The sequence below is a fragment of the Exiguobacterium sp. UBA7533 genome (assembly GCF_002479335.1).
In the GTDB taxonomy this organism is placed as follows: Bacteria; Bacillota; Bacilli; order Exiguobacteriales; family Exiguobacteriaceae; genus Exiguobacterium_A.
The window spans coordinates 88,275-113,700 of record NZ_DLMP01000018.1; the positions used below are offsets into that span (position 1 = coordinate 88,275).

The 25,426-nt window shown below is 50.3% G+C and carries 28 protein-coding genes; 1 reads left to right on the plus strand and 27 read right to left on the minus strand.

Annotated elements, in window-relative coordinates; translation table 11 throughout:
- Positions 1-27 precede the first annotated feature (27 nt).
- The gene (locus B2U10_RS14930) at positions 28-897 is read left to right on the plus strand and encodes a hypothetical protein (protein ID WP_290772008.1); all 870 of its coding nucleotides are present in this window, start codon (positions 28-30) and stop codon (positions 895-897) included.
- A gap of 474 nt (positions 898-1,371) precedes the next feature.
- Here B2U10_RS14930 and mreB read toward each other — a convergent pair whose 3' ends face one another.
- From mreB to prfA, 27 genes are all read right to left on the minus strand, one after another.
- On the minus strand, positions 1,372-2,352 hold the full coding sequence (gene mreB / locus B2U10_RS14935; protein WP_050676945.1) for a rod shape-determining protein MreB: 981 nt from the start codon (positions 2,350-2,352) through the stop codon (positions 1,372-1,374).
- A 217-nt stretch (positions 2,353-2,569) separates the two neighbouring features.
- On the minus strand, positions 2,570-3,874 hold the full coding sequence (murA, locus tag B2U10_RS14940) for a UDP-N-acetylglucosamine 1-carboxyvinyltransferase (protein WP_290752951.1): 1,305 nt from the start codon (positions 3,872-3,874) through the stop codon (positions 2,570-2,572).
- A 251-nt stretch (positions 3,875-4,125) separates the two neighbouring features.
- Entirely contained in the window at positions 4,126-4,359 is a 234-nt protein-coding gene (locus tag B2U10_RS14945; protein WP_029342736.1) for a DUF1146 family protein, read from the minus strand.
- A 317-nt stretch (positions 4,360-4,676) separates the two neighbouring features.
- The gene (locus B2U10_RS14950; RefSeq protein WP_023469493.1) at positions 4,677-5,090 is read right to left on the minus strand and encodes a F0F1 ATP synthase subunit epsilon; all 414 of its coding nucleotides are present in this window, start codon (positions 5,088-5,090) and stop codon (positions 4,677-4,679) included.
- A gap of 26 nt (positions 5,091-5,116) precedes the next feature.
- Positions 5,117-6,535 carry a F0F1 ATP synthase subunit beta gene (atpD, locus tag B2U10_RS14955; RefSeq protein ID WP_023469494.1) on the minus strand — a complete coding sequence of 473 codons (1,419 nt, stop codon included), beginning with the start codon at positions 6,533-6,535 and terminating at the stop codon, positions 5,117-5,119.
- A 36-nt stretch (positions 6,536-6,571) separates the two neighbouring features.
- Positions 6,572-7,423: an ATP synthase F1 subunit gamma gene (gene atpG / locus B2U10_RS14960; RefSeq protein WP_035410620.1), complete on the minus strand. Its 852-nt coding sequence runs from the start codon at positions 7,421-7,423 to the stop codon at positions 6,572-6,574.
- A gap of 42 nt (positions 7,424-7,465) precedes the next feature.
- Positions 7,466-8,974: a F0F1 ATP synthase subunit alpha gene (gene atpA / locus B2U10_RS14965; protein WP_023469496.1), complete on the minus strand. Its 1,509-nt coding sequence runs from the start codon at positions 8,972-8,974 to the stop codon at positions 7,466-7,468.
- Between the two features lie 19 nt (positions 8,975-8,993).
- The gene (locus B2U10_RS14970; protein ID WP_023469497.1) at positions 8,994-9,527 is read right to left on the minus strand and encodes a F0F1 ATP synthase subunit delta; all 534 of its coding nucleotides are present in this window, start codon (positions 9,525-9,527) and stop codon (positions 8,994-8,996) included.
- Positions 9,527-10,066, minus strand: a complete 540-nt coding sequence (gene atpF / locus B2U10_RS14975; protein ID WP_290788662.1) for a F0F1 ATP synthase subunit B — start codon at positions 10,064-10,066, stop codon at positions 9,527-9,529. The genes B2U10_RS14970 and atpF overlap by 1 nt, the downstream gene beginning before the upstream one ends.
- A gap of 127 nt (positions 10,067-10,193) precedes the next feature.
- Positions 10,194-10,406 carry a F0F1 ATP synthase subunit C gene (gene atpE, locus B2U10_RS14980; RefSeq protein WP_023469499.1) on the minus strand — a complete coding sequence of 71 codons (213 nt, stop codon included), beginning with the start codon at positions 10,404-10,406 and terminating at the stop codon, positions 10,194-10,196.
- Positions 10,407-10,482: 76 nt separating this feature from the next.
- Complete coding sequence (gene atpB / locus B2U10_RS14985; protein ID WP_290784050.1) at positions 10,483-11,226, minus strand: F0F1 ATP synthase subunit A; 744 nt, start codon at positions 11,224-11,226, stop codon at positions 10,483-10,485.
- A gap of 8 nt (positions 11,227-11,234) precedes the next feature.
- Positions 11,235-11,621 carry an ATP synthase subunit I gene (locus tag B2U10_RS14990; protein WP_290752966.1) on the minus strand — a complete coding sequence of 129 codons (387 nt, stop codon included), beginning with the start codon at positions 11,619-11,621 and terminating at the stop codon, positions 11,235-11,237.
- The gene (locus B2U10_RS14995) at positions 11,618-11,836 is read right to left on the minus strand and encodes an AtpZ/AtpI family protein (protein WP_023469502.1); all 219 of its coding nucleotides are present in this window, start codon (positions 11,834-11,836) and stop codon (positions 11,618-11,620) included. The genes B2U10_RS14990 and B2U10_RS14995 overlap by 4 nt, the downstream gene beginning before the upstream one ends.
- Before the next feature lie 773 nt (positions 11,837-12,609).
- A complete protein-coding gene (gene wecB / locus B2U10_RS15000) occupies positions 12,610-13,743 on the minus strand; it encodes a non-hydrolyzing UDP-N-acetylglucosamine 2-epimerase (RefSeq protein WP_290788665.1) in 1,134 nt (377 codons plus the stop codon).
- A gap of 126 nt (positions 13,744-13,869) precedes the next feature.
- Positions 13,870-14,499, minus strand: coding sequence for a uracil phosphoribosyltransferase (gene upp / locus B2U10_RS15005; protein WP_023469504.1), 630 nt, complete (start codon positions 14,497-14,499; stop codon positions 13,870-13,872).
- A 72-nt stretch (positions 14,500-14,571) separates the two neighbouring features.
- On the minus strand, positions 14,572-15,528 hold the full coding sequence (locus B2U10_RS15010; RefSeq protein WP_290788668.1) for a hypothetical protein: 957 nt from the start codon (positions 15,526-15,528) through the stop codon (positions 14,572-14,574).
- A gap of 154 nt (positions 15,529-15,682) precedes the next feature.
- On the minus strand, positions 15,683-16,351 hold the full coding sequence (locus tag B2U10_RS15015) for an ABC transporter ATP-binding protein (RefSeq protein ID WP_035410636.1): 669 nt from the start codon (positions 16,349-16,351) through the stop codon (positions 15,683-15,685).
- Positions 16,348-17,376, minus strand: coding sequence for an ABC transporter permease (locus B2U10_RS15020; protein WP_290788671.1), 1,029 nt, complete (start codon positions 17,374-17,376; stop codon positions 16,348-16,350). Before B2U10_RS15020 ends, B2U10_RS15015 begins: the two co-directional genes overlap by 4 nt.
- Before the next feature lie 75 nt (positions 17,377-17,451).
- On the minus strand, positions 17,452-18,807 hold the full coding sequence (locus B2U10_RS15025) for a HAMP domain-containing sensor histidine kinase (protein WP_035410640.1): 1,356 nt from the start codon (positions 18,805-18,807) through the stop codon (positions 17,452-17,454).
- On the minus strand, positions 18,804-19,472 hold the full coding sequence (locus B2U10_RS15030; RefSeq protein WP_290752984.1) for a response regulator transcription factor: 669 nt from the start codon (positions 19,470-19,472) through the stop codon (positions 18,804-18,806). Before B2U10_RS15030 ends, B2U10_RS15025 begins: the two co-directional genes overlap by 4 nt.
- Positions 19,473-19,549: 77 nt before the next feature.
- Positions 19,550-20,809 carry a serine hydroxymethyltransferase gene (gene glyA, locus B2U10_RS15035; RefSeq protein ID WP_035410645.1) on the minus strand — a complete coding sequence of 420 codons (1,260 nt, stop codon included), beginning with the start codon at positions 20,807-20,809 and terminating at the stop codon, positions 19,550-19,552.
- A 111-nt stretch (positions 20,810-20,920) separates the two neighbouring features.
- Positions 20,921-21,460, minus strand: coding sequence for a TIGR01440 family protein (locus B2U10_RS15040; RefSeq protein WP_035410650.1), 540 nt, complete (start codon positions 21,458-21,460; stop codon positions 20,921-20,923).
- Complete coding sequence (rpiB, locus tag B2U10_RS15045) at positions 21,460-21,900, minus strand: ribose 5-phosphate isomerase B (RefSeq protein ID WP_035410653.1); 441 nt, start codon at positions 21,898-21,900, stop codon at positions 21,460-21,462. Before rpiB ends, B2U10_RS15040 begins: the two co-directional genes overlap by 1 nt.
- A gap of 5 nt (positions 21,901-21,905) precedes the next feature.
- Positions 21,906-22,421, minus strand: coding sequence for a low molecular weight protein arginine phosphatase (locus tag B2U10_RS15050; protein WP_035410655.1), 516 nt, complete (start codon positions 22,419-22,421; stop codon positions 21,906-21,908).
- Between the two features lie 17 nt (positions 22,422-22,438).
- Complete coding sequence (locus tag B2U10_RS15055) at positions 22,439-23,437, minus strand: L-threonylcarbamoyladenylate synthase (protein ID WP_290788675.1); 999 nt, start codon at positions 23,435-23,437, stop codon at positions 22,439-22,441.
- Complete coding sequence (gene prmC, locus B2U10_RS15060; RefSeq protein WP_290788678.1) at positions 23,434-24,282, minus strand: peptide chain release factor N(5)-glutamine methyltransferase; 849 nt, start codon at positions 24,280-24,282, stop codon at positions 23,434-23,436. Before prmC ends, B2U10_RS15055 begins: the two co-directional genes overlap by 4 nt.
- Complete coding sequence (gene prfA / locus B2U10_RS15065) at positions 24,282-25,340, minus strand: peptide chain release factor 1 (protein ID WP_290788681.1); 1,059 nt, start codon at positions 25,338-25,340, stop codon at positions 24,282-24,284. The genes prmC and prfA overlap by 1 nt, the downstream gene beginning before the upstream one ends.
- Between the last annotated feature and the right edge of the window lie 86 nt (positions 25,341-25,426).

Genomic DNA, 25,426 nt, shown 5'->3' on the forward strand with positions numbered 1-25,426 from the left:
TAATCCACACGAAGGAGTGAAATTGAAATGAAACGCTTTTTGATTAGCGTAGTCTGCCTATCGTTGCTTCAATTCGGACTACCACTCAAGAGTTCAGCTGCCGTTTCCGTCACTCGTCACACGGTCATCTGGTCCATCCCAGAGGCCAACTCCATTTCAACGAAGATCAATCAGCTGGCAAACAGACAGATGAAACGTGTCTATCTGCATGTCGCTGTCGAGGGTGACCGTACTCTCTACCGAACGTTCGTTGAAAAAGCGCATGCTGTCGGAATCGAAGTCTACTTTCTGTTCGGACAGCCGCGCTGGATTACAAACGAAGGAACGACAGCTCGACCGAACGTCGAGGATCCGTTAGCCTGGATCTCGACCTATCAGCAGGAGACGATCAGTCATCCGGACGGCATCAGTGTCGATCTCGAACCGTACGCCTTACCGGAATGGGAGACGGACCAGCCAGGAGTCATCGCCTCCTACGAACGCATCTTACTCGCCTTCCGCGAAAAAGCATCTGCTGAAGGATTACCGCTTCAGCTGTTCCTCCCGTTCTGGTTCCATACCGTACAGGATGCAGGTGGGCGTTCCATCAGCGAATGGGCGATGGATCTCGCTGACGAAGTCACATTGATGAGTTACCGGACCGTTTACGGTGGCGGCAACGGACTTGGCGCCATCACGATGACGGATGCATTGTATGCGGCGAGTAACGGATATCGTTTATCGTATGCTATCGAATTCACGGAGCTTCCGGAAACACCAGACATTACGTTCTACGGCAAAACACGGACGCAGCTAAATCAGCTCGTTAATCAGACGATGGCAAGTTCGTTGCCACCAAGTGCCATTGTCTATCATGATTTTGAAGCCTACCAGACTTTCATGCGTAGTACGCAGTAAGTCATCTTTATGCCCCTTTGCTTTTCATCCGCTTTCCTCAGGCGAGACACAAGCCAGTCTTCACTGTTCGTATAACAGTGAACCTGGGTCTTGTTTGTCTCTGACAGCGCAAAAATTTGCACTTTTTCCTGTAGGAGTCGGATGAAGCACAAGGAGGCACACAATCATTTAGTACCATGACATTATGGACTAAGCATTATGTTTAAAACAAGGGGAGTCCAGTTTCCGATACGTACTTCGGAAACCGGACTCCCTATTGGTTTGATTCATATCGAACGAACTTGTCCATTCTCGACTCCTGCAGGAAAAGAAAGTGCAAGCAGCACTTTCGTCAGGGATAGGTAAGACCCGACAACTCGCATGAAATGCGCGCTGTCGCGGCTTACCTCCCGCCTGTGGAAAGCGAGAAGGACAAGACGGTCGTTATAGGAATGAATTTTTACGAAAAATCATATCCTTTACACTGACACGCTCTTACTTCCCAAGATTGTCGAGCATGATTCCTGTACCGCGTGCGACACATAACATTGGATCTTCTGCAATCAGAACCGGTAGGCCGAGTTCTTTTGCAAGTAACTGGTCGATTCCGTCAAGAAGTGCGCCCCCACCCGTCAGGATGATACCACGGTCGATGATGTCCGCAGCAAGCTCTGGTGGTGTCTTCTCGAGCACGCGCTTCGTTGCTTCGACGATCTCCATCGCTGCTTCTGCAAGTGCATCATGCATCTCTTCTGATGTCACCGTAATGTTGTGCGGTAAGCCTGTCACGAGATTACGTCCGCGAATATCCATCTGTTCCCGACGTCCGTCTTCTGAGACCGTCGCGACCGTCGTCTTGACAGCTTGCGCTGTTCGTTCCCCGATGATCAACTTATGCGTATCCTTGATCGAGCGGATGATGTCGTGATCAAACCGGTCACCTGCGACTTTGATCGTTTCACCACAAACGATATCACCCATTGAAAGTACGGCAACATCCGTCGTTCCGCCACCGATATCAATGACCATGTGCCCTGCTGGCATCCAAATGTCCATACCGGCACCGACTGCTGCGACCTTCGGCTCGACTTCGAGGAAGACCGTCTTCGCGCCTGATTTTTCACCAGCTTGGCGAATCGCTTTTGCTTCGACCGTTGTGATGCTTGCTGGTGTACAAATCAACATGCGGACTCCACCGAACATCTTACGGACCTCAATCTTATCGATGAAATGGCGTAGCATCGCTTCTGTCATTTCGAAATCAGCAATGACGCCGTCTTGAAGCGGTCGAATGGCCACAATGTTTCCCGGTGTCCGGCCCACCATCAAGTGTGCTTCTGTCCCTACCGCATGAATCTTGCCTGTCGCCTTATCGATCGCGACGACCGATGGCTCATCGAGGACAATACCTCTACCTTTTACATGAATGACGACATTCGCCGTCCCTAAGTCGATTCCGATATCTCTTGAAAACATCTCGTGTGCTCTCCTTTACCCACTGGCTATTCTTCCAAAATATAGAACGTCGTTTGGACGTCTAACCCATTTATGTATACATACCTTTCAATTCTAGCATATGCCCCATCGTGAAACGACTTTCTTTTTCGGCTTTTCTGATTTCATTGTCATCTTTTTGAAAAGACGACAAAAAGAGCATCCTCCCGGAAACGAGAGAATGCTCTTGAATGAGTGCTTAAAGTTTTGTTGCAGCTGTTTCTTCAACGACTGCTGCTTCTTCTGTCACACGTTCTACGTCTGCACCAAGTGCTTGTAACTTCAAGTGGAAGTCGACGTATCCACGGTCGATGTGGTGAAGTGCGCCAACGCGCGTTTCGCCTTCAGCGATCAATCCTGCTGTGACGAGTGCCGCACCTGAGCGAAGGTCTGTTGAGAGCACTTCTGCACCTTGTAATTGCACGCCACCATTGATGATCGATGAACGACCTTCGATTTTGATATCCGCGTTCATACGACGGAATTCTTCAACGTGCATGAAACGGTTCTCGAAAACTGTTTCCGTGATGACCGATGTGCCGCCTGCTTTGAGAACAAGTGCCATCATTTGTGCTTGAACATCTGTCGGGAACCCTGGGTGTGGCATCGTCTTGACGTCGACAGCTTCGAGTTTCGCTGGACCAACGACACGGAGACCTTCTTCTGTATCCGTGATCTTAACGCCCATCTCTTCCATCTTCGAGATGAGTGGACGAAGGTGTTCGCGCTCTGCACCGATGACTTCGACGTCACCTTCTGTGATTGCTGCTGCGATCATGAACGTACCTGCTTCAATCCGGTCCGGAATGACGTAGTGTGTTGCACCATGTAACTTCTCGACGCCTTCGATGCGGATCGTTTCTGTACCTGCACCGCGGACTTTTGCGCCCATTGCGTTCAAGAAGTTCGCAAGATCAACGATTTCTGGTTCTTTTGCGACGTTCTCAATCACTGTCGTTCCTTCTGCGAGTGTCGCAGCCATCATGATGTTTTCTGTCGCACCGACTGATGGGAAGTCGAGGTAGATTTTCGCACCTTTGAGACGACCGTCGACATGTGCCTCAACGAATCCATTTCCGATGATCGTCTTCGCACCCATCGCTTCGAAACCTTTTAAGTGAAGATCGATTGGACGTGAACCAATCGCACAGCCACCTGGCATCGCAACACGTGCGCGACCGAGACGTGCAAGTAATGGACCCATGACGAGGATCGAAGCCCGCATCTTACGGACGTATTCGAGTGGCGCTTCATCTTTAAGATTCGGTTCGGCATTGACCGTCACCGTGTTTGCTTCAGCGTCGAACTCGACTTCCGCATTCAAGTTGCGTAAGACGTTATTGATTGTATAGACGTCTGCTAGACGTGGTACGTTTTGAAGAACCGATTGGCCCTCTGATGCAAGCAATGTCGCGACGAGTGTTTTTAAGACCGCGTTCTTTGCACCTTCTACTTTGACTGTTCCAGCTAATTTACGTCCGCCACGGACAACGATTTTTTCCATTCTCCCTACTCCTCTGCTTCGTTTCTGTTCTAGTATGTTCAATTCGTGATTGGTGAGGATCATAGTTGGAATTCAACGAATGTTAGAAAAGAAACTTCCCTATAGTTGATCTCTTACTCCAAAGCCAATACGACGTTTCGATTGTAATGTTAGATGATTGCTAAATGACTGTGTTCCTTCATTGAAAGAGCAGTGTCCTGTTCCATGTTAAAACAAATTACCATTTCAGGGTTTACAATGCAGTTACAAGTTCACCCAATTAAAAACTGAAGACGCTGTGCAAAACCGGCATAATCCAATAAAAAGCGAGCGACGATCGATCCGAGTGCAATGGCTAGAATCGTTCGCAAGGCTACCGCATGCGGTCCTTTAGGATGTTGCAGGATTTTCTCCCATTTGACTGGTAATAAGGACCACCAAGCGAGTAGAATCGCTACGATGTAGACCAGCATACTAACTAACGCACTCACACCAATAGATGTCACTTTCGTTGCACCTCTTCTTCATAGTTTCTCCAACTTTACTATGATTTCATAAAATGAATGATTGCGCAAACAAAAAAGAACACGCTGAATTAATTTTAGCGTATAAAATATATTTATTGAAGATAAATTTAGTCTTCCAAAGAAAAAATGTTGAAGAAATTGTGAAGACGAGGCATATAATGTACTTTTACATTTTTACGGCGTTTTAAACCTGTATCGTTCCCCCTCTTGCGAAAACGTTTGTCTTTAGAAAAATCATTGACGTATCGTACAAAAAAAGACCCGATTCCGCAAAGGAATTCGGGTCTTTGGTCGAATCAATCGCGACCGTAGTCTTTCAAGCTGAGACGGTTAACTGCTCGTTTCAGTGAAAGTTCAGCACGCTTGAATTCGAGTTCTGATAATTTCGTGTCCTGGAGACGACGTTCTGCACGAACCTTGGCAGCTGCAGCACGGTCATAGTCGACCTTGTCTGCTTGCTCCGCAGTTTCCGCAAGAACCGTTACAGTATCCTGGCGCACTTCCATAAAGCCACCGCTGATAGCGATCAACGTGCGTCCGCCATCTTCGTGGCGCAACTTCAAGATGCTGATATCGAGTGGTGTCACGAGTGGGACGTGGTGCGGGAGAACCCCGATCTCACCAGAAATCGTCTTCGCAACGACCATACGGATATCGCCATCATACACTTCGCCATCCGGGGTGACGATATTGACATGAAGTGTGTTCATCTCAAGTCCCCCTTATGCTTTGTCACTTAGACAAGCGCCTTCGCTTTTTCAATCGCATCTTCGATCGGACCGACGAGACGGAATGCTTCTTCCGTTAGATCATCGTGTTTACCTTCGAGGATTTCTTTGAAGCCGCGGATCGTGTCCTTAACTGGGACGTACGATCCTTTTTGTCCTGTGAACTGCTCAGCTACGTGGAAGTTCTGCGACAAGAAGAACTGGATACGACGCGCACGGTGTACAGTCAATTTGTCGTCTTCTGACAACTCGTCCATACCGAGGATCGCGATGATATCTTGAAGTTCTTTATAACGCTGAAGTGTTTCCTGAACTTGACGTGCAACACCGTAGTGCTCTTCGCCGACGATTTCCGGTGAAAGGGCACGTGATGTCGATGCAAGTGGATCCACGGCAGGATAGATCCCCATCTCAGAGAGACGACGCTCAAGGTTCGTCGTTGCATCTAAGTGAGCAAACGTCGTTGCAGGAGCCGGGTCAGTATAGTCATCGGCTGGTACATAAACCGCTTGGATCGATGTAACCGAACCTTTGTTTGTTGATGTGATTCGCTCTTGGAGCATACCCATCTCTGTTGCGAGTGTCGGCTGGTAACCAACGGCAGATGGCATACGACCGAGAAGGGCCGATACCTCAGAACCCGCTTGTGTGTAACGGAAGATGTTATCAACGAAGAGAAGAACGTCTTGTCCTTGCTCATCACGGAAGTATTCCGCCATCGTCAAACCAGTCAAGGCAACACGAAGACGTGCACCCGGTGGTTCGTTCATCTGACCGAAGACCATCGCTGTTTGTTTGATAACGCCTGAATCCGTCATCTCGTGGAACAAGTCATTTCCTTCACGCGTCCGCTCACCAACACCTGCGAATACCGAGATACCGCTGTGCTCTTGCGCGATGTTGTTGATCAATTCCTGGATGAGGACGGTCTTACCTACACCGGCACCACCGAAGAGACCGATCTTACCACCCTTGATGTAAGGAGCGAGCAAGTCGACGACTTTGATTCCAGTTTCGAGGATTTCAACTTTCGTTGAAAGGTTATCGAAAGTCGGTGCTTTTTTGTGGATCGGAAGACGTTCCACGTCAGCAGCGATTTCTTTTTCATCAATTGGGTTACCGAGTACGTTGAAGACGCGACCAAGTGTCGCTTCTCCGACGGGTACCGAGATTGGAGCATTCGTATCGAGTACTTCCATTCCACGGCGTACTCCATCCGTAGAGTCCATCGCAATGGTACGGACGACGTCGTCACCAAGGTGCAGGGCGACCTCAAGCGTCAAGTCGATAGCCACTTCTTCTACAGTTTGCGGCGTATATTGAATACGGAGCGCGTTGTAGATGTTCGGTAAGTGTCCTTCGAACTTAACGTCGATGACAGGTCCCATGACCGCGACGACGCGGCCTTTTAAACCGAGTTCGTTCATCGTGTTTCCTCCTACCTATCGTTACGCCAGTCGGGATTACTGCTGCGCAGCAGCCCCACTGACGATCTCTGTGATTTCTTGCGTGATCGCAGCTTGTCGAGCTCGGTTGTAGACGAGAGTCAATCGACCGATCAAGTCATCTGCGTTATCTGTCGCACTTTGCATTGCTGTCATACGTGACGCATGTTCTGCTACTTTCGCGTCAAGAAGCGCACCGAAGATCAAGCTCTCCGCATAACGCGGGAGGAGTTCCGCAAGGATTTGTTCCTCGCTTGGCTCGTACTCATAAGTCGTCGAAGATGAAGCTTCGATTTCTCCGAGTGGGAGAAGGGTTTCGACTTTCACTTCCTGGCTGATGACAGATAGGAAGTGGTTGTAGCACAGCTTGAGCTCGTCGATTTCGCCGACCGTGAACGCACTCACTGTGCGCTTCACGATCTCAGCGACGTCGACATACGAAGGAGAATCGTTCAAACCTGTGATCGCATCCGTGACCGTGATTCCGCGCGAACGGAAGAACTGGACACCGACTTTACCGACCACGAAGAGAACGTAACTGTCCGTAGTATGCTTTTCTTTGATTTCCCGGTAGACTTCACGCAGCACGTTGGCGTTATATGCACCAGCTAAGCCGCGATCCGATGTGATGACGATATATCCTGTCTTTTTGACGGGACGTTTCTCGAGCATCGGATGGCTCGCACCTGTCGTGCCATTCGCAATGGTTCCGAGTACCTCTTGCATTTTCAGCATGTAAGGTTGGAACTTCGCGCTATGTGCTTGAGCGCGGTTCAGTTTCGACGCCGAAACCATGTTCATCGCTTTCGTGATCTGTTTCGTACTTTTCGTCGAGTTGATCCGCGTTTGTATCTCGCGCAACGATGCCATTTCGATTCACCACCTTGTTAGTATCAAGAGCGTTCCGCCGGATTAAACCGTCGCTTGGAACGTTTTCTTAAATTCTGAGATTGCTGCTACGATCTCTTCGTCTGCTGGAAGGTTACCTGTCTTACGGATCTCATCGCAAAGTTGTTTGCGGTTTTGATCGAGCCAGAGGTTGAGTTCCTTTTCAAAACGACGAATATCCGTTACAGCAACATCATCAAGGTGACCACGAGTCAAGGCATAGATGATGATGACTTGCTTATCAACAGTAAGTGGTTGGTTCAAGTCTTGTTTCAAGACTTCAACTGTCCGCTCACCACGGTTAAGCTTCGACTGAGTCGCTTTATCAAGGTCAGATCCGAACTGTGCGAATGCTTCAAGCTCACGGTAAGATGCGAGGTCAAGACGGAGCGTACCCGCTACCTTCTTCATCGCTTTTACTTGAGCCGAACCACCTACACGCGATACCGAGAGACCCGGGTTGATCGCGGGACGGACACCTGAGAAGAAGAGATCCGATTGAAGGAAGATTTGACCATCCGTGATCGAAATAACGTTCGTCGGGATATAAGCTGAGATATCCGACGCTTGTGTCTCGATGAACGGAAGGGCAGTCAAGCTACCTGCGCCAAGCTCGTCGTTCAACTTCGCCGCACGCTCAAGAAGGCGTGAGTGGAGGTAGAAGACATCCCCTGGGTAAGCTTCGCGGCCTGGTGGGCGTTTCAAGAGAAGTGAAAGCTCACGGTAAGCAGCTGCTTGTTTTGAAAGATCATCATAGATGACAAGAACGTGTTTGCCTTGGTCCATGAAGTGTTCACCCATCGCGACACCTGCGAATGGTGCGAGGTAAAGAAGTGGAGCCGGCTGTGAAGCCGCTGCCGAAACGACGATCGTGTAATCGAGGGCACCGTTTTTACGGAGCGTCTCGACGACGCCACGGACTGTTGATTCTTTTTGTCCGATTGCGACGTAGATACAGATCATGTTTTCTTCTTTTTGGTTGATGATCGTATCGATTGCGATCGACGTCTTACCCGTCTGACGGTCACCGATGATCAACTCACGCTGTCCACGACCGATTGGAACGAGGGCATCGATTGCCTTGATTCCTGTCTGAAGTGGTTCGTGTACCGATTTACGCGCCATGACGCCAGACGCCTTACGCTCGATCGGGTTGTAGTGTTCTGTTTCGATTGGACCAAGACCATCGATTGGCATACCGAGTGGGTTGACGACACGTCCGAGGAGTGCATCTCCAGTTGGTACTTCCATGATGCGGCCCGTACGGCGAACAGAGTCGCCTTCTTTGATTTCAAGGTAGTCACCGAGGATGATGATACCGACGTTGCCTTCTTCTAAGTTTTGCGCCAAGCCCATTGTGCCGTTAGCGAATTCTACGAGCTCTCCCGACATGACGTTGTCGAGTCCGTGTGCACGAGCGATACCATCACCGATTTGGATGACCGTACCTGTCTCGTTCACTTCCATCGTAGAACCGTACTGCGCGATACGCGCTTTAAGCAGGGCGCTGATTTCTTCAGCTCTAATGCTCATGCGTTTCACCCCTATTTTCTTACGCTTTTAACAGCTCACGCTCAAGGCGCGTTAGTTTAGTTTCGATCGTACCGTCATATGTCGTGTAACCGATTTGAACGCGAAGTCCTCCGATGACACTCGTGTCGACGACGTTCTCGACTTCAAGCGTTTTACCTGATTTTTGGCCAAACGTCTCTTTCACTTTCGTGAGTTCCTCGTCTGACAATTTGTATGCACTCGTGACGATTGCCGTCGCGACATTGCGGTGTTCATTCAACAATGCAATGAAGTGTTCCGGTAACGTGACGATTTCTGCTGCCCGGTCGTTTTCGACCATGACGAGCAACGTGTTCAAAACGATCGAGTTGAAGCCAGTGAAGCTTGTTTGAAGAACTTGCTTGAGCTCTTCAGCAGAAATCGATGGGTTATCTAAAACCGAAGCGAGCTCTGGTGTTGCGTGGAGCACTTCGCCGAGCGTCCGCACATCAGCTTCTGCTTGCTCGAGCACATGGTGCTCAAGCGCAAGATCGAAGAGCGCTTTTGCGTAGCGTCCCGCTACGTGATCACGCATTAGTTCGTGCCCTTAGTATCAGCAAGGAATTGATCGACGAGTGCCTTTTGAGCGGCTTCGTCCGTCGCAAGCTGTGTTTTCATGACGTGGCGTGCTGCAGCGATTGCTTGAAGAGCGACATCGTTCTTCAAAGCAGCTTGTGCTTCAGCGCGTTCACGTTCGATCGCACGGCGAGCTTCTTCCTTACTCATTTCGGATTCAAGACGTGCCTGCTCCATCGCACGTGCTTGCTCTGCTTCTGCCTGACGGCGTGATGCTTCTAAAAGGTCGCGTGCTTCCGTACGCGCCTTGTTTAATTCTTCGCGTTGTTGTTCTACGTAGACTTCAGCGTCTTTACGGCTCTTTTCAGCCGAGTTGATCTCGCTAGCCACATGCTCTTCCCGCGCTTTCATCATGTTGACGAGCGGGCCCCATGCGAATTTCTTCAAGAGGATGAGGAGCAAGAGGAAAACGACGATCGTGACGATCATATTGCCGATCAAGAGTTCATGCGTGTTTGCAGTCTCTGTTTTTTCAGCAGCAAGATACGCTAGATTCATTCGATTACACTCCCCTCGTGGTTGGTTCAACTTCAATATCTACATAAGGGAGCCTAAGCTCCCGTGACGGTTCACTCAAACGTTGAACGAATAGCGCCCTATGTAGTCCGTTCTCGTTAATCGTGGATTAAGAGTTGAGAAGAAGGAAACCGACCGCTACACCGATGATTGGAAGTGCCTCGACGAGACCGATACCGATGAACATTGTTTGACGAAGTTCGTTTTTGAGTTCTGGCTGACGTGCTTGACCTAATACTGTACCGTTTACGATAAGACCGTTACCGATACCTGCGCCGAGTGCGCCGAGTCCGATGATGATCGCTGTTGCAATAAGATTCATGATAAATTGCCTCCCTAGAGTGTGTTCATTGATTTGGTCGTGCTGTTATCGGAAAAGCGGATGCTTTACCTTCGAATTAATGGTCGTGCGCTGCCTTATGTCCGATGTAAACCATCGTCAGGATAAGGAAGATGTACGCTTGGATACCACCGATGAAGAGTGAGAATCCTTGCCAGATCAACATCGGGATACCCGAGATGATCGCGCCTAGTGGTCCGGCGAATTGGAAATCGTTCGTACCAGAGACGATACCGATCGAAAGGATGATTCCGATCATGATCTCACCAGCGAAGATGTTTCCGTAAAGACGAAGACCGAGTGTCAACGTGTTTGCAAACTCCTCGATGATGGTAATGATAAACATCGGCGTCATGAATGTTTTCGCATAAGAGCCGAAGCCTCGCATCTTCACACCGTAGTAATGGCTCATGACCACTACCATAGATGAAAGTGCCAGTGTCACGTAAGGATCTGCAGTTGGTGAGTTGAACCAAATGTAGTGTCCCGTCACGACGTTGAATGGGAGACCCATGATGTTGGATACAAGGATGAACAGGAATAATGTCATTCCGAACGTAAGGAAGCGACCCCCTGTTTTCCAGTCCATCGTGCTGCTGATGATACCGCGAACGAATTCGAGGAACATCTCCATCACGTTTTGAGCACCGGTTGGCTTCATCACAAGACGTCGCGTACCGGCCACGGCAATCAAGAAGACGAGAGCAGCAGCAATCAATACTGTGATCAAGTTCGTCCAGCTACCGTACAGAACGAAGTCACCCCAGAGTGGGATTTCGTAAAGTGGCATTTCGTGGTTCATTTGACTATTCACCTCTTTTCCCGCTTGAGTTCGTGAGTCAAGAACTCACAAAATTGTATGACGTGGCCGGCGAGAAGGCCTATTACCACCGCAGTTAATGACAATTCAGTTTGATATTTCAAACCGATCATCACACAAAGTACCGCGACCGCCATGCGTGAAACGGTCCCACGAGACATCGGCTTACGCCCCGTCTCGATTACACGATACATCCGATCGACGCTGAGTCGTTGAAGCGTCAAGATCAGAAAGCTGCCAGTTCCACCAAGCGCCAGTCCATAAATGACCGGTTCACTCGGGCGTCCAATGAGCAGCAGGACAGCCAGGATCCCGTAAAAGAGTCCAAACCATCGTAAGTACGCACGATACAACGCATCTTGAAGGATGATGTTCATGTCTTCTCCCCTAACAAGTGCCTGATCATGGCGATCATGCAAAGAATGCCGATGAAAATCCCGATGAACACGGCGAACGTCGCACCCATTTTTTCCCACCATTGTTGTTGTTCCCCATAGTTCCCAACCAAAAAGCCAATGACGATCGGTGCAGCCAGTGCCGTCGAAATTTGCGAGGCCATGACCATACTCTTTGCGAGCCCACTTTGGCGCACTAGAGACGACCCCCTTTTTTCCCAATTGTGAGTTCTTTTTCTTTCCCACAATTTGCGGATTTTCATACTAGTCAAGAATACAATGAAGCAGCTTTCATAGTCAAATGAATTCACAATAAAAACAGAGCCGAAAAACCTATACATATCAACGATTGATAAGGTTTTCACAGATGTCTTACATGCAAGTCATTTCACGAAGATGTGAAGAAAATATGTAGTGCTATCAACGGTTAAAGAGATTGTTCATATGGTGAACAAAACCGTTGAACAGTAACGTTATATCGTACCCGTTAAACCGAAACAAGACCTCTAAAATTGATTTGTGTCGATTTTGTGAAAAAGCATTTTTCGTTCACAATTGAAAACGCTTCCGAATCAGGACATAAAAACAGCTCTGACATCTGTTTGTAACAATACATTTCAGCGATTTCCATTTTTTTAATCGTGCGCTACGTCACAGCTTGAATCGTCATCGCTTCCCTTCCAGTTTCAAGGTCATCTGGTTTTACATTTTCTAAACAAATGGGCTGATTTTAGTGAAAATGGTAAGATTTAAAGATATTATCCTCCTAAATCAACTATTGCGATTACACGAAATTCAAGACATAACAAAGAATCGCTCACATCACGCGACTCCTACAGGAAAAAGCACGAGTTTTCGTGCTGTCAGAGACAAGTGAGATCCGACTCCTCGTCTAAAGACGAAGGAGGCGCGGCTCACGTCTCGCCTGAGGAAAGCAAGTGAATGCAAGCGATTCGAGGATGATCGTTTTTTATTGCGTGAGTAACGGTGCCGGTGCTTCTCCTTGACCGAAGTGATGCAGAATCGCTTGGACGATGCGTTCGGACGCGTGACCGTCTCCATACGGGTTTGAGGCATGTGCCATCTCCTGATAAAGTGTTTTGTTCGTCAAGAGTTCTGTTGCCATCTGATAGATCGTCTCTTCTTCCGTTCCGGCAAGCTTCAACGTTCCGGCAGTAATCCCTTCCGGACGTTCCGTCGTATCGCGTAAGACAAGAACAGGAACACCGAGTGATGGTGCTTCTTCTTGTACACCACCCGAGTCAGTTAAGATCAAATGGGCACGGCTCGCGAAGTTATGAAAATCGAAGACGTCGAGTGGAGCAATCAGCGAAATCCGATCATGCCCTTCAAAAACCTTCTTCGCTGCTTCTTGAACGACTGGATTGAGGTGGACCGGATAGACGACGTGCGTCTCCGGGAACGCATCGACGAGGCGACGAATCGCCCGGAACATTTGGTGCATTTTCTCGCCTTGGTTCTCACGACGGTGCGCTGTCATCAAGATCAACTTCCTGTCCCCGACCGTCTCGAGCATCGGGTGGACGTAATCCGATTGGACGGTCGTTTGCAGGGCATCGATCGCCGTGTTTCCTGTAATGTAAACACCGGCGTGACGATTTTCGGATGCGAGATTCGCTGCCGCTTGCGCTGTCGGAGCGAAATGCAAGTCCGCGAGCGTCGACGTCAACTGACGATTGACCTCTTCCGGGAACGGAGAGTACTTATTATAGGTCCGCAGTCCCGCCTCGACGTGACCGACCGCGATCTGATTGTAATAGGCAGCCAGGCTTCCGACGAACGTCGTCGTCGTATCCCCATGGACGAGGACGAGATCCGGTTTGATGTCCTTCATGATGGCATCAAGTCCTTCAAGACCACGCGTCGTAATGTCGACGAGTGTTTGACGTTGCTTCATGATATTCAAATCATGATCCGGTTCGATCTCGAACAGTTCGAGTACTTGATCGAGCATCTCGCGGTGTTGAGCAGTGATCGTAACATGAACATCAAAAGCAGGGTGTTGCTTCAGGGCGTTGACGAGCGGTGCCATCTTGATGGCTTCCGGTCGTGTCCCGAAAATCGGCATGACTGTAATCGGCATGGTGACTTCCTCCTTTTTTCCTTTTTTCATTAAAGCATATTTCAGCAATCTTGCGCAGTTTACGAAATAGCAACGAAAAGACCGCAGATCATCGTCTGCGGTCTTTTCGTATATCTTGCTGTCTTTTTACTTCGTTCCGAAGAGACGGTCTCCTGCATCACCGAGTCCTGGGACGATGTATCCATGGTCGTTCAACTTCTCGTCGAGTGCCGCGAGATAGATGTCGACGTCTGGGTGTTCTTCTTGAACGCGTTTAACGCCTTCAGGTGCTGCACAGAGACATGCGAGCTTGATGCTCTTCGCCCCTTGTTTCTTTAAGGAGGAGATGGCGTCTGCCGCCGAACCACCTGTCGCAAGCATCGGGTCAACGACGACGAAATCACGTTCTGCGACGTCTGTTGGGAGCTTGAGGTAGTATTCCGTTGGCTCGAGTGTCTCCGGATCACGGTACAAACCGATGTGACCGACTTTGACGTTCGGCATCATGCGGAGCATGCCGTCGACCATACCGAGACCGGCGCGGAGAATCGGGACGATCCCGAGTTTCTTGCCTTCGATCATCTTCTGCGTCGTCTTCGTGACCGGTGTCTCGATCGCGACATCTGTGAGTGGAAGGTCACGTGTGATTTCATATGCCATCAATGAAGCCACCTCGTCGACAAGTTCCCGGAATTGTTTCGTTCCTGTTTCGACTTTACGCATGATCGTCATCTTGTGCTGAATCAATGGGTGATCAAATACATGTACTTTACTCATTGTTTGCATCTCCTCTCCATTCTCTTTTCGCATTGTACTCTATAAGCGTACTGCTTGGGAACTGTTTTTTCGTCAGTTCCCGAGCGTACTCTTACCCGATAGAATCGCTTTTGCCGCATAAGACCATTCATTTTCCGGTTGTTTCGCGAGTTCTTGTAAGGTCGCTCGATAGTCGCCTTTTTTATATTTTTGTTCATAAACGGCTTGCATCCAGAGGACATCACTTATGTAACCGGACTTCGGAAAATCTTCCCGATAGGCGATGTAATCCGCTTGTGTCGTGTTCTTCAACTTTCCAGCAGCAATTAACTTATAAAAGCGTGCCATGCCTGCTGTCTCTTTGTTCGTCAAGACGGATCCGTTCAAGACACTGTCTGCTCGTTTGTAGTCCTTCGCCTGAACGGCAGCGACCCCTTGCTCGAGCGATTCTTTCGCAGACACTTTCGGCTTCTGCGTTTCCGTTTTCGTTTTCTTCTTCTCTGGCTTGATTGCTTTCTCTCTCTCTTGCTCACTTGCCAATTGTTCGTTTTTTTCTTTTAACTGTTCGACTTCTGTTTGCAGCGCTGCGAGTTGTTGCTCGACCTCTGTCTGTTTCGTCGCGACAGGTATTGCCGGTTCATCGTCCAACTGTGTCCAGATCAGACCGAGACAAACGACAGCTACAGCTCCACCGAGCCACCACGGATTTAGTTTTCCGAGTCGCTTCCAGTTTTTCAGCTGTGGATGATTCTGAACGGTCATAGGAAACGATGCTAGCCGTTTCTGAACAAGACGTTTCCCGCCTGCTTTTCCTGCGATCGCTAGGCGGTAACGATAAACCTCTGCCGGCATCGGTAACGTCTTCCACTGTTCAAACCGAGCATCCGCTTGTTCATAAAATCCGGCCTGTTGCATGATGACGATTGCTTTGAAATCTTCGAGCATCCGTTGATATTCCCGGCGCTCGTGGCTTTTATGTGTAAACCATTCCGTTAGTCGTTCAGTCTGAATGGCTTGTAATTCGCTTTGGATCAAGGTTGTTAAATTCACATTTATTTCCACCCTTATCTTTTTTTACTACGGTTAAGTATATCAAAGATAACGCTTCCGCAAATGGTCCGTTTCCCCTATCTTCGTGACGAATCAGCAAAAAACCCTTTTGTTTTCACATGCACTGAGGCACGAAAACAAAAGGGTAACTCGTTCAACTATGAGAATAGGACCGGGATGCTGTCGCTTCCGTAATCCGTCCGTCTTCGATCCGCCAAATCCGGTCACAGACATCTAGCATCCGTTCGTCATGGGTGATGACAATGACGGTCTTGTTCGCATCATGCGCTTGCTGTTGCAATAACTCCATTACCCGGCGTCCATTTGGGTAATCGAGACTCGCCGTCGGTTCATCCGCGAGTACAAGTCGTGGGTCATTGACGAAAGCCCGGGCAATTGCGACACGTTGACGTTCCCCACCCGATAAGGCGTGCGGCAAATGGTCTTTCCGGTGCTCGAGTCCGAACACAGCGAGTGCCGCCGTCGCGTCAACCGATCGACCGGCTTCCTTCGCGACTAGCTCCAGTTGCTCACCTGCCGTCAAAAACGGCACGAGATGCGATTCCTGAAAGATGAATCCGACTTCTTCGAGACGTAAGCGACGGCGTTCTTCGTCCACTGCTTCACTGACACACGTATGATCAAAGTAGACGGCACCATTCGTTGGTGTCTGTAACAATCCAAGCAACTGGAGCAGTGTACTTTTCCCACTACCGCTCGGTCCGACGAGAGCAATCAACTCACCCGCTTCTGCTTGTAAGTTAATGTCATGCAGCACCGTCATCTCACCATAACTTTGCTCAATCTGTTCTAATCGAATCATCCGTTCATTCCTCCCATCGCATCTGCCGCTTCGAGTTTCTTGACCATCCGTAACGGAACGAGCGCACCGAGAATCGCCGTTGCGAGTAGAATGCCGCCGTACATCAGACTCGTCGACCATTCAAATCGAAAGGGAAGATCCGTCGGTAGGAAAAGACTCGTCAGATAGGTGATGGCGACGCTGACACCAAAGGCAAGACTCGTCAGTATGACGACTTGAACGAGCAGACTCGCACCCATCGTCCGTGTCCGGATACCGATTGCCTTTAAGACACCAAGCTGTTTCATCTTCTGCATCGTTAAAATATAGAAGAAGGCTGTCAGGATCAATGCTCCGATGACGACGAGCGCGACCCGCATCATCTGAAAGGAGTTTTGTTCTGCCGCATAACCCGGAACGTTCTCGACCACCGCTTGTTTCGAAAAGAGCGCTTGATCCGTTTGCAACGACTGACCGATGTACGCTGATACGTATGACGTGCCCATTTTCGATTGCCACGCTTGCCACGATTCATCCGTCATCCAGAGAACGGGTGCATGACTATAACGACCGTCCGTTACTGTACCGGCAATCTGGAACGTCTCCTTCGTTCGAAAATCTGTGATCGTATCGCCGACGCGCGTTCCGCGTTGCTCCGCATACTCAGCATCAACAAGTACCTCCCCTTTTTGCAACGATTGCAGCTGTTTGGGACCATATTTCGTAGTCTGTGGTAACGCAAAGACCGTTACGTCGTCCTTCGTTTTATTCTTCTTCTCAAGCACCATGTTCTGGACACCGAGTGCTTCCGCGTCCTTTGGTGTCTCATCCGCCTGTAAGAATGAACGGGTCAGCTGCCCTTCTGCATCTTTACTTAGCGCAAACTGTTCGACCGGCAGATTACGGACGGCTGCCCCATTGTCATAAGCTAGTCCATCTGCAAGACCGGTGATCATCAAGATCAATAAGACGATCAACATCGTCACAATCGTCATCCAACTGAATCGCCCTTTCATCCGGACGAGTTCTTTCCATCCTAGTTTCATTGTATGATCCCTCCTGTATGTTCGCTACAGGATTGATGATACAGCCGCAATATGAACGGAACATGAACGCAGGTGTCACGCGCGTAAAAAAGTTAACATTACGGTTAGACCCGATGAAGCGGACGACAAGCTCGCATCCCCGCCGAGTTGACGCATCGTCTCTTTGACAATCGCTAGACCAAGACCCGTTCCGCGCGTCGTCCGGGATGCATCGCCTTGATAAAAGCGTTCGAAGGCATGTTTCATCTGTTCATCAGTCATGCCTGGTCCTTCATCCTTGATTCGGATGATGATCTGATCCGCTTGTTCCTCTGCTTGAATCTGGATCGTCGCTCCGTCTTTTGAGACCGAGACAGCGTTTCGGATGACATTTTGGAAGACATGTTCCAACGCACTGACATCCGCTTGTATTTGTATCACCGTCGGAACATCGAGTGCGACAGCGATTCCTTGCTCATCCAGCTGGAAGGCAAGTGTCGTGAGTGTCGCCTCAAGATTCGTCCGCAGATTAAGTGCTTGTCGTTTGAAGCGTCGTCCTTCATCGAGCTTCGCTAAGATCAACAGTTGACGCGTCAGCTCCGACATTCGCTCCGCCTCTTGACGGATGACCGTCCGTTTCCTGACGTCTTCTCCCGTCACATCGAGTTGTCCCGCGTAACCAGCAATCGTCGTCAGCGGCGACTGGAATTCATGCGAGACGTTCGCAACGAATCGGCGCCGTTCCGTATCAGACGCTTCGACTGCCGTTGCCATTTCGTCAAACCGCCGGGACAGCTCACCAATTTCATCGCGTGCCTTCGTTCCGACGCGGATTCCGTAGTCACCGTCTGCCATCTGTTCCGTCGCTTTTGTCAGGCGCCGGATCGGACGAACGAGATAGCGGATTGAAAAGACAAGCAAAAGGAAACTGATCACGACAAGCAGTCCAAGGAACAGACCGACGAACAGATGCAACTCACGGATCTGACGACTCAAGTCCGGTCGGACGAAGATCGCGTCCGTGCCTTGCACCGTCTTGACCGACGTGCCGTACGTATTGATGACTTCGTTATCGAACAGACCGAGCAAGAAGAGATGGAACGGATATTCACGCATTCCGTAATACGGTTGACCACTCTTCACTTGCTCGACGACCCGATTCGAGAGCGCTTCATCACGAAACGGGTTTCCGTAACGCTCGATTGCGTCGTCCGTGCGCACATAAAGTTGAAAGCCGGTCGCTTGTAACATCCGGTAAAACGACTCCGTCTTGCCGTCCCCGTGCGTTTCATAATAATCGATCGCCGTCTCGACCGCTTCCTCGACTTTTTGGCTGTAGCTGTCCTGCCAAAAGGAATAATAGGCAATATTACTAATCAGGAGCGCCAGTAGTGCCGACACGAGTAAGACAACGCAGACAAGTCCGACGATTTTCGTATAGAGGGATCTCATGCGTCGACCTCCAACCGGTATCCGAGTCCGCGGACCGTCTCAATCTTCACCTGATTCGTTTCCTTTAAGCGTCCACGGAGGCGTTTAATGTGAACATCAATCGTCCGGTCATCCCCCATGAAATCGAGTCCCCAGACGTGTTCGATCAATTCCTCGCGGCTGAAGACCCGTCCCGGGAAACTCGCCAACTGATGCAACAATTCAAATTCACGTCGCGGGAGTGTCCACTCGGTCGACTGAATCGTCACGAGCTGACTACGTTTATCGATCGTGACATCTCCAAGATGCAAAACAGGTTGCGCCGCTTTTTGATAGCGCCGAGCCACAGCGTGGAGGCGAAATACTAATTCTTCCGGATCAAACGGTTTTGTGATGTAATCATCGGCACCTGCTGCGAAACCGTCCCGTTTATCTGTCAGCTCCCCGAGTGCCGTCAGCATCAAGATCGGGATGTCCCCGTGTTGCCGTAATCGCTCGCATAAGACGAGACCGGTCTGTCCGGGGAGCAGGACATCAAGTACGGCTGCTTCGAACGTCACCTTCTCGATCCAAGCGAGCGCTTCGTTTCCGTCTGCTGTCGCTCGGATGGAATGCCCGTCGGCTTGTAACGTTGACACGACAAGGGCTTGGATATGAGGATCATCTTCTGCGACTAGAATATACATCGTACTCCTCCTTTTTTAGACAAACAAAAAAATCCCCTTCCCCCTTCTCAAAATGAAAAGGATGAAGGGGATGACGATCATCCGCGCTCTGGGTAGAGTGGGAAACGACCTGTCAAAGCAACGACACGCTCACGTGCTTGTGCGAGAACGTCTGCTTCTTCTGGGTGGTTCAACACGAGTTCGATCAACTCTGCGATTTCTTTCATCTCAGCTTCCTTGAATCCGCGAGATGTCATCGCTGCCGTTCCGATCCGGATACCGCTCGTGACGAACGGGCTCGCTGGGTCGAACGGAATCGTGTTCTTGTTGACCGTAATGCCAGCTTCGTCAAGCGCATGCTCGGCGAGTTTACCTGTGATACCGAGTGGTTGCAAGTCAACGAGGAGCAAGTGATTGTCTGTTCCGCCTGAAACGATCCGGAGTCCACGATTCGTCAATTCCTCACCGAGTACTTTGGCGTTCGTGACGACTTGACCGATGTAGTCCTTGAACTCTGGTGCAAGGGCTTCACCAAATGCAACAGCTTTCGCGGCGATGACATGCATGAGTGGACCACCTTGGATCCCTGGGAAGATTGCTTTATCAATCGCTTTCGCATGCTCTTCTTTACAGAGAATCATCCCACCACGTGGACCACGCAACGTCTTATGCGTCGTCGTCGTGACGAAGTGTGCATGCTCGACTGGGTTCGGATGTTGACCTGCTGCGACGAGTCCAGCGATGTGTGCCATGTCGACCATCAAGTAAGCACCGACGCTGTCTGCGATTTCACGGAACCGCTTGAAGTCGATGACGCGCGGATACGCCGATGCGCCCGCTACGATTAATTTTGGTTTGTGCTCTTCTGCTAATTTCGCGACGACGTCGTAATCAATCATCTCTGTCTCTTGATCGACACCGTATTCCACGAAGTTGTACTGGACACCGGAGAAATTGACGGGACTACCGTGCGTCAGATGGCCACCGTGCGATAGGTTCATCCCGAGGACCGTATCGCCCTGTTCGAGAATCGTGAAGTAGACCGCCATGTTCGCTTGTGCACCGGAGTGCGGCTGCACGTTCGCGTGCTCTGCCCCGAAGATTTCCTTCGCGCGGTCGCGTGCGAGATTCTCAGCGAGATCGACATACTCACAGCCACCATAATAACGACGACCCGGGTAACCTTCTGCGTACTTGTTCGTTAAGACGCTGCCTTGTGCTTCCATGACAGCTTGCGAGACGAAGTTCTCGGATGCGATCAATTCGATGTTATCCCGTTGACGACCTAGTTCCTGGCGCATTGCCGAAAAGAGTGCCTCATCTTGTTGTTTCAGATACGTAAGCGGTGTTTGTTCCATCTGAATTCCCCCATTTCATTTCGATAAACCTATCTTAACACGAATGTTTCGTTCCCGGCATCCCCCAAAACAACATCAAAAAAGCAAGGGGTGCGCAACCCCTTGCATGAATTATTCGTATTTAGCACGTGCCCCACCGATTAATTTTGGTCGTGTCACGGCTGCCGTCACGTGTGCCTCACCAATTTCCTTATGCGGCAAGCGCACTGGAATCGCAACAGCTTTCAAGTGCATCCCGATGAATGTATCACCGATATCGATTCCGGCATCAGCCTGAATCGCTTCGACGACGACAGGTGCCGAGAAGCGCTGGTACGCAGCACTCGCCATCGATCCACCCGCTTCTGGAACGGGAACGACCGTCACCGGATCAAGCCCGAGACGTTCGGCCGTTTGCCGCTCAAGTGTCAGCGCTCGGTTGATATGCTCACAGCCTTGGAAGGCGAGATCGACTTGATGCGATCGACGAAAGGCATCGAAGACATCGAACAAGGCGTCCGCCACTTCTGGTGAACCTGCCTTGCCGATTTGTTTGCCAATCACTTCACTCGTCGAACAGCCGATCACGAGCAATTTTCCTTTTAAGGAAAATCGTTCATCCAGAGCGTTCAGTGTTTCTTCTAAATCGTGCTGGATGCGTGTCACGTCCATTACTTCACCTCATAATCCGAGATTTTGCAAACGCGGTTCTCATGACGTCCACCTTCGAATTCCGTCTCAAGCCAAAGCTGTGCGATCTCACGAGCCAGTCCTGGACCGATAACGCGTTCGCCCATCGTCAAGATGTTCGAGTTGTTGTGCTGCCGCGTCGCTTTCGCGCTGAACGTATCATGGACGAGCGCTGCTCGGATGCCCTTGACCTTGTTCGCTGCGATACCGATCCCAATGCCTGTGCCACAAATCAAGATGCCACGGTCAAACTCTCCGTTCGCGACTGCCTCCGCGACTGGAATCGCGACATCCGGATAATCGATCGAGTCGGACGAATGCGTACCGAAGTCCGTATAGTCGATGCCGAGCTCTTGTAGGAGATCGTTGATTTCTGCCTTTAACTTAAAACCGCCATGATCCGCGCCGATTGCTACTTTCATCTTTACTATTCCCCCGTTTGTTTAGGTTGTTTTTTCGGAAGCTTCCGTGTGTCCGGAGTTTTTCTTCCGTTTCCGTTCTGCGTTAATTTTAACACAAGACGATTGACGAGGGGTTCGAGTTCATTACGTACTTGGCGATAGACGTTCATCGATCCGCCGTACGGATCGTTGATATCCCGTTCAAGCCCAGTCACATATTCGTACAAGGTGAACGTCCGTTCCTTCAGTTCCGGATAGCGTTCACCGACTTCCTGCTTGTGCTGACGCGTCATCGTCAAGATGATGTCAGACCAGCGTCCGAGTACATCATCAAAGACTTGCGTATAGTGCTCGAGTTCGATGCCGCGTTCGCGTAACACTTGTAGTGCGTTCTCGGACGCATCGAATCCTTGCATCGAACGTAGTCCTGCTGAACGGACATCGAATTCCTGATCAGCGACCTTAGAGCGTAGTAACGCCATCGCCATCGGGCTACGGCATGTATTTCCTGTACAGATGAATAAAACGCGACGTGTGCTCATCTCCGTATCCTCCTTCTTCAAGGGCGAATGACCCGACCACCTGCTGCTTTATGGAGGCGGTTGCGGACCGCAAGCCCCACCCCTTCTTCTGATAGGTCTCGTACAAAAATCTGATCCACCGTCGTCTGATCAAATCGCCGTAAACAATCGTAAAGACGTTGTGCCGCCGTCTCCATCGAGTTACCAAGGGAGCAGCGAACATCTGCGTCGACATCCTCCCCATCAAACAGGAGAACGCCCGTCTTGTGTCCGGTTTGTCGTGCATCATCGATGAGTTGCTGTAAGAATGAAAGATCTCCCTCAACTACGGAAAGTGTTGCTTCCGGTGCGTAGTGGGTATATTTCATCCCGGGTGCCTTCGGTGTAACATCTTTCATCGATAAGGCAGGATCGAGTGTGACAGGACCGATGACCGACTCGATTTGTTCGCGTGTCACGCCGCCCGGTCGTAAAATCGCCGGTGGCGTCATCGTACAATCGATGACAGTCGATTCGACCCCGATGCCCGTCTCCCCTCCATCGACGATCGCAGCGATGCGTCCCGAGAGGTCATGTGCGACATGTGCAGATGACGTCGGTGAAGGTTTTCCAGAACGGTTGGCACTCGGCGCTGCGAGACCCAGCCCTGTCGCTTCAATCAATTGAAGCGCGAGCGGATGATCTGGCATCCGTAATCCGATCGTATCTAGTCCTGCTGTGACGAGTGTGGATGCGGTGCCGTTCGATTCGAGGATGATCGTCAAGGCTCCTGGCCAAAACGCCTCCATCAAACGTGTTGCAACATCGGGAATGTGCGTGACGAACTGATGTGCCTGTTCTACGGATGCGACATGGACAATCAGTGGATTGTCGGAAGGTCGACCCTTCGCGGCGAAGATTCGCCGAACAGCCGCTTCGTTCGTTGCGTCCCCTGCGAGACCATAGACGGTCTCGGTCGGCATCGCCACGACCTCTCCTTCCTGCAATAACCGAACTGCTTCATCCATTGTCTGTAAGTCAATCATTTCCGTTTTCACGCTGTACAATCCTTTCGTTCCGCATACACGATACGGTCTTTACCGTTTATATCTTTTAAAATACCCGTTTCCGCATTTGGATAACGTTCTTTTAACATCATTTGCACTTCTGGTCCTTGATTGTGTCCAATTTCAAACGCAATCAGTCGGAAATCGTCGCGTAGGACCCGTCCGCTCTCCTCGACGAGTCGTCGGTAAAAGACGAGACCGTCTTTTCCGCCGAACAGGGCGAGATGCGGTTCATGATCGAATACGACCTCACTGAGTAATTCTTCTTCCTCGATATAAGGAGGATTTGAGACGAGCACCCGGACGGAATCATCCGCAAGTGGTGCTAGTAGATCTCCTTCAAGGAACGTCACGTCTCCACCAAGCGTTGCTTGATTTTGCTTCGCGACCGCAATCGCGGCCGGTGAAATATCGATGGTCGTGACCGGTTGCTCGAGTTCGAGGGCGAGCGTGATTCCGATCGCTCCACTACCGGTACCGATGTCGACGATCTGTCCCGCGGTGAACGACTCACGTTTGAGACGTTCCGTCACGAAGACGATCAACTCCTCCGTTTCCGGTCGTGGGATCAAGACATCCGGTGTGACACGGAAATCCCGTCCGTAAAACGGCTGATAGCCGATTAAATGCTGAACGGGCACGCCGTGAACATGAGCAAGCAAGTATTCACTGAATCGTAAATCTTGCTCCGGTGTCAATTCATCTGACAGACGGACGAGGAGTCCCGTCCGGTCGACTTCTAAGACGTGCATGAGTAACCATTCGGCACTCGAACCCTCGCGTCCTGCTTGTTCCATCATCGTTTTTGCTTCATTTAGACGTTTTGCGATCCGCATCAGTTTGCCGCCTCCGATGCCCGTGCTTGATACTCCATGACGAGCGTATCGATGACCTCATCCATCTCTCCTTGGAGGATCCGGTCGAGCTTCTGGATCGTCAAACCGATTCGGTGGTCCGTCACTCGGTTTTGTGCGAAATTATACGTCCGGATCCGTTCTGAACGGTCACCTGTACCGACAGCCGACTTCCGTTTTTCATCATACTCCGCCTGCTGCTCGCGTTGAATCTTATCGTAGACACGTGCGCGCAAGACCTTCATCGCTTTTTCCTTGTTCTTGATCTGCGACTTCTCGTCCTGACAACTGGCGACGATTCCCGTCGGCACGTGTGTGACACGGACAGCGGACTGTGTCGTATTGACGGACTGCCCGCCCGGTCCACTCGATGTGAACGTATCAACCCTGACATCCTTATCGTGGATTTCGACTTCAACGTCTTCTGCTTCCGGTAACACGGCGACCGTTGCGGTCGATGTATGGATCCGTCCGCCGGATTCTGTGGACGGAACACGTTGGACACGATGTGCTCCGTTCTCGTATTTTAACTTCGAGTAGGCACCCGTTCCTTTAACGATGAAGATAATTTCCTTATAACCGCCAAGTTCCGTATAGCTCGCGTCGATGATTTCGATCTTCCAGTTCTGTTTCTCAGCAAACTTCGAGTACATCTTAAAGAGATCACCAGCAAATAAGGCTGCCTCGTCTCCTCCCGCTGCGCCGCGGATTTCGACGATGACGTTCTTGTCGTCATTCGGGTCCTTCGGTAGCAGTAAGGCTTTCAGTTTCGCTTCGAGCTCTTTGATCTCCGGCTCAAGCATCGTGACTTCTTCCTTCGCAAGGTCGCGCATCTCCGGATCCGTCAACATTTGGCGTGCCTCTTGATAGGCTTCCATCTTCTCGCGGTAGACGCGATAGGTCTCGACGGTCGGTGCAAGTTGCGACTGCTCTTTTGAGACCTCGCGCAATTGATTCGTATCATTAATGATGGCTGGATCAGCCAACATATCATTCAGTTTTTCATAACGGTCCTCTAAGGCACTCAATCGATCCAACATCTCGGGTCATCCTTCCTGCGATTCTTCTGACGTCAGTATAGCAAATATTGCGATCGATGGCGTCATCGTCTTCTTGAAAAGAGGCA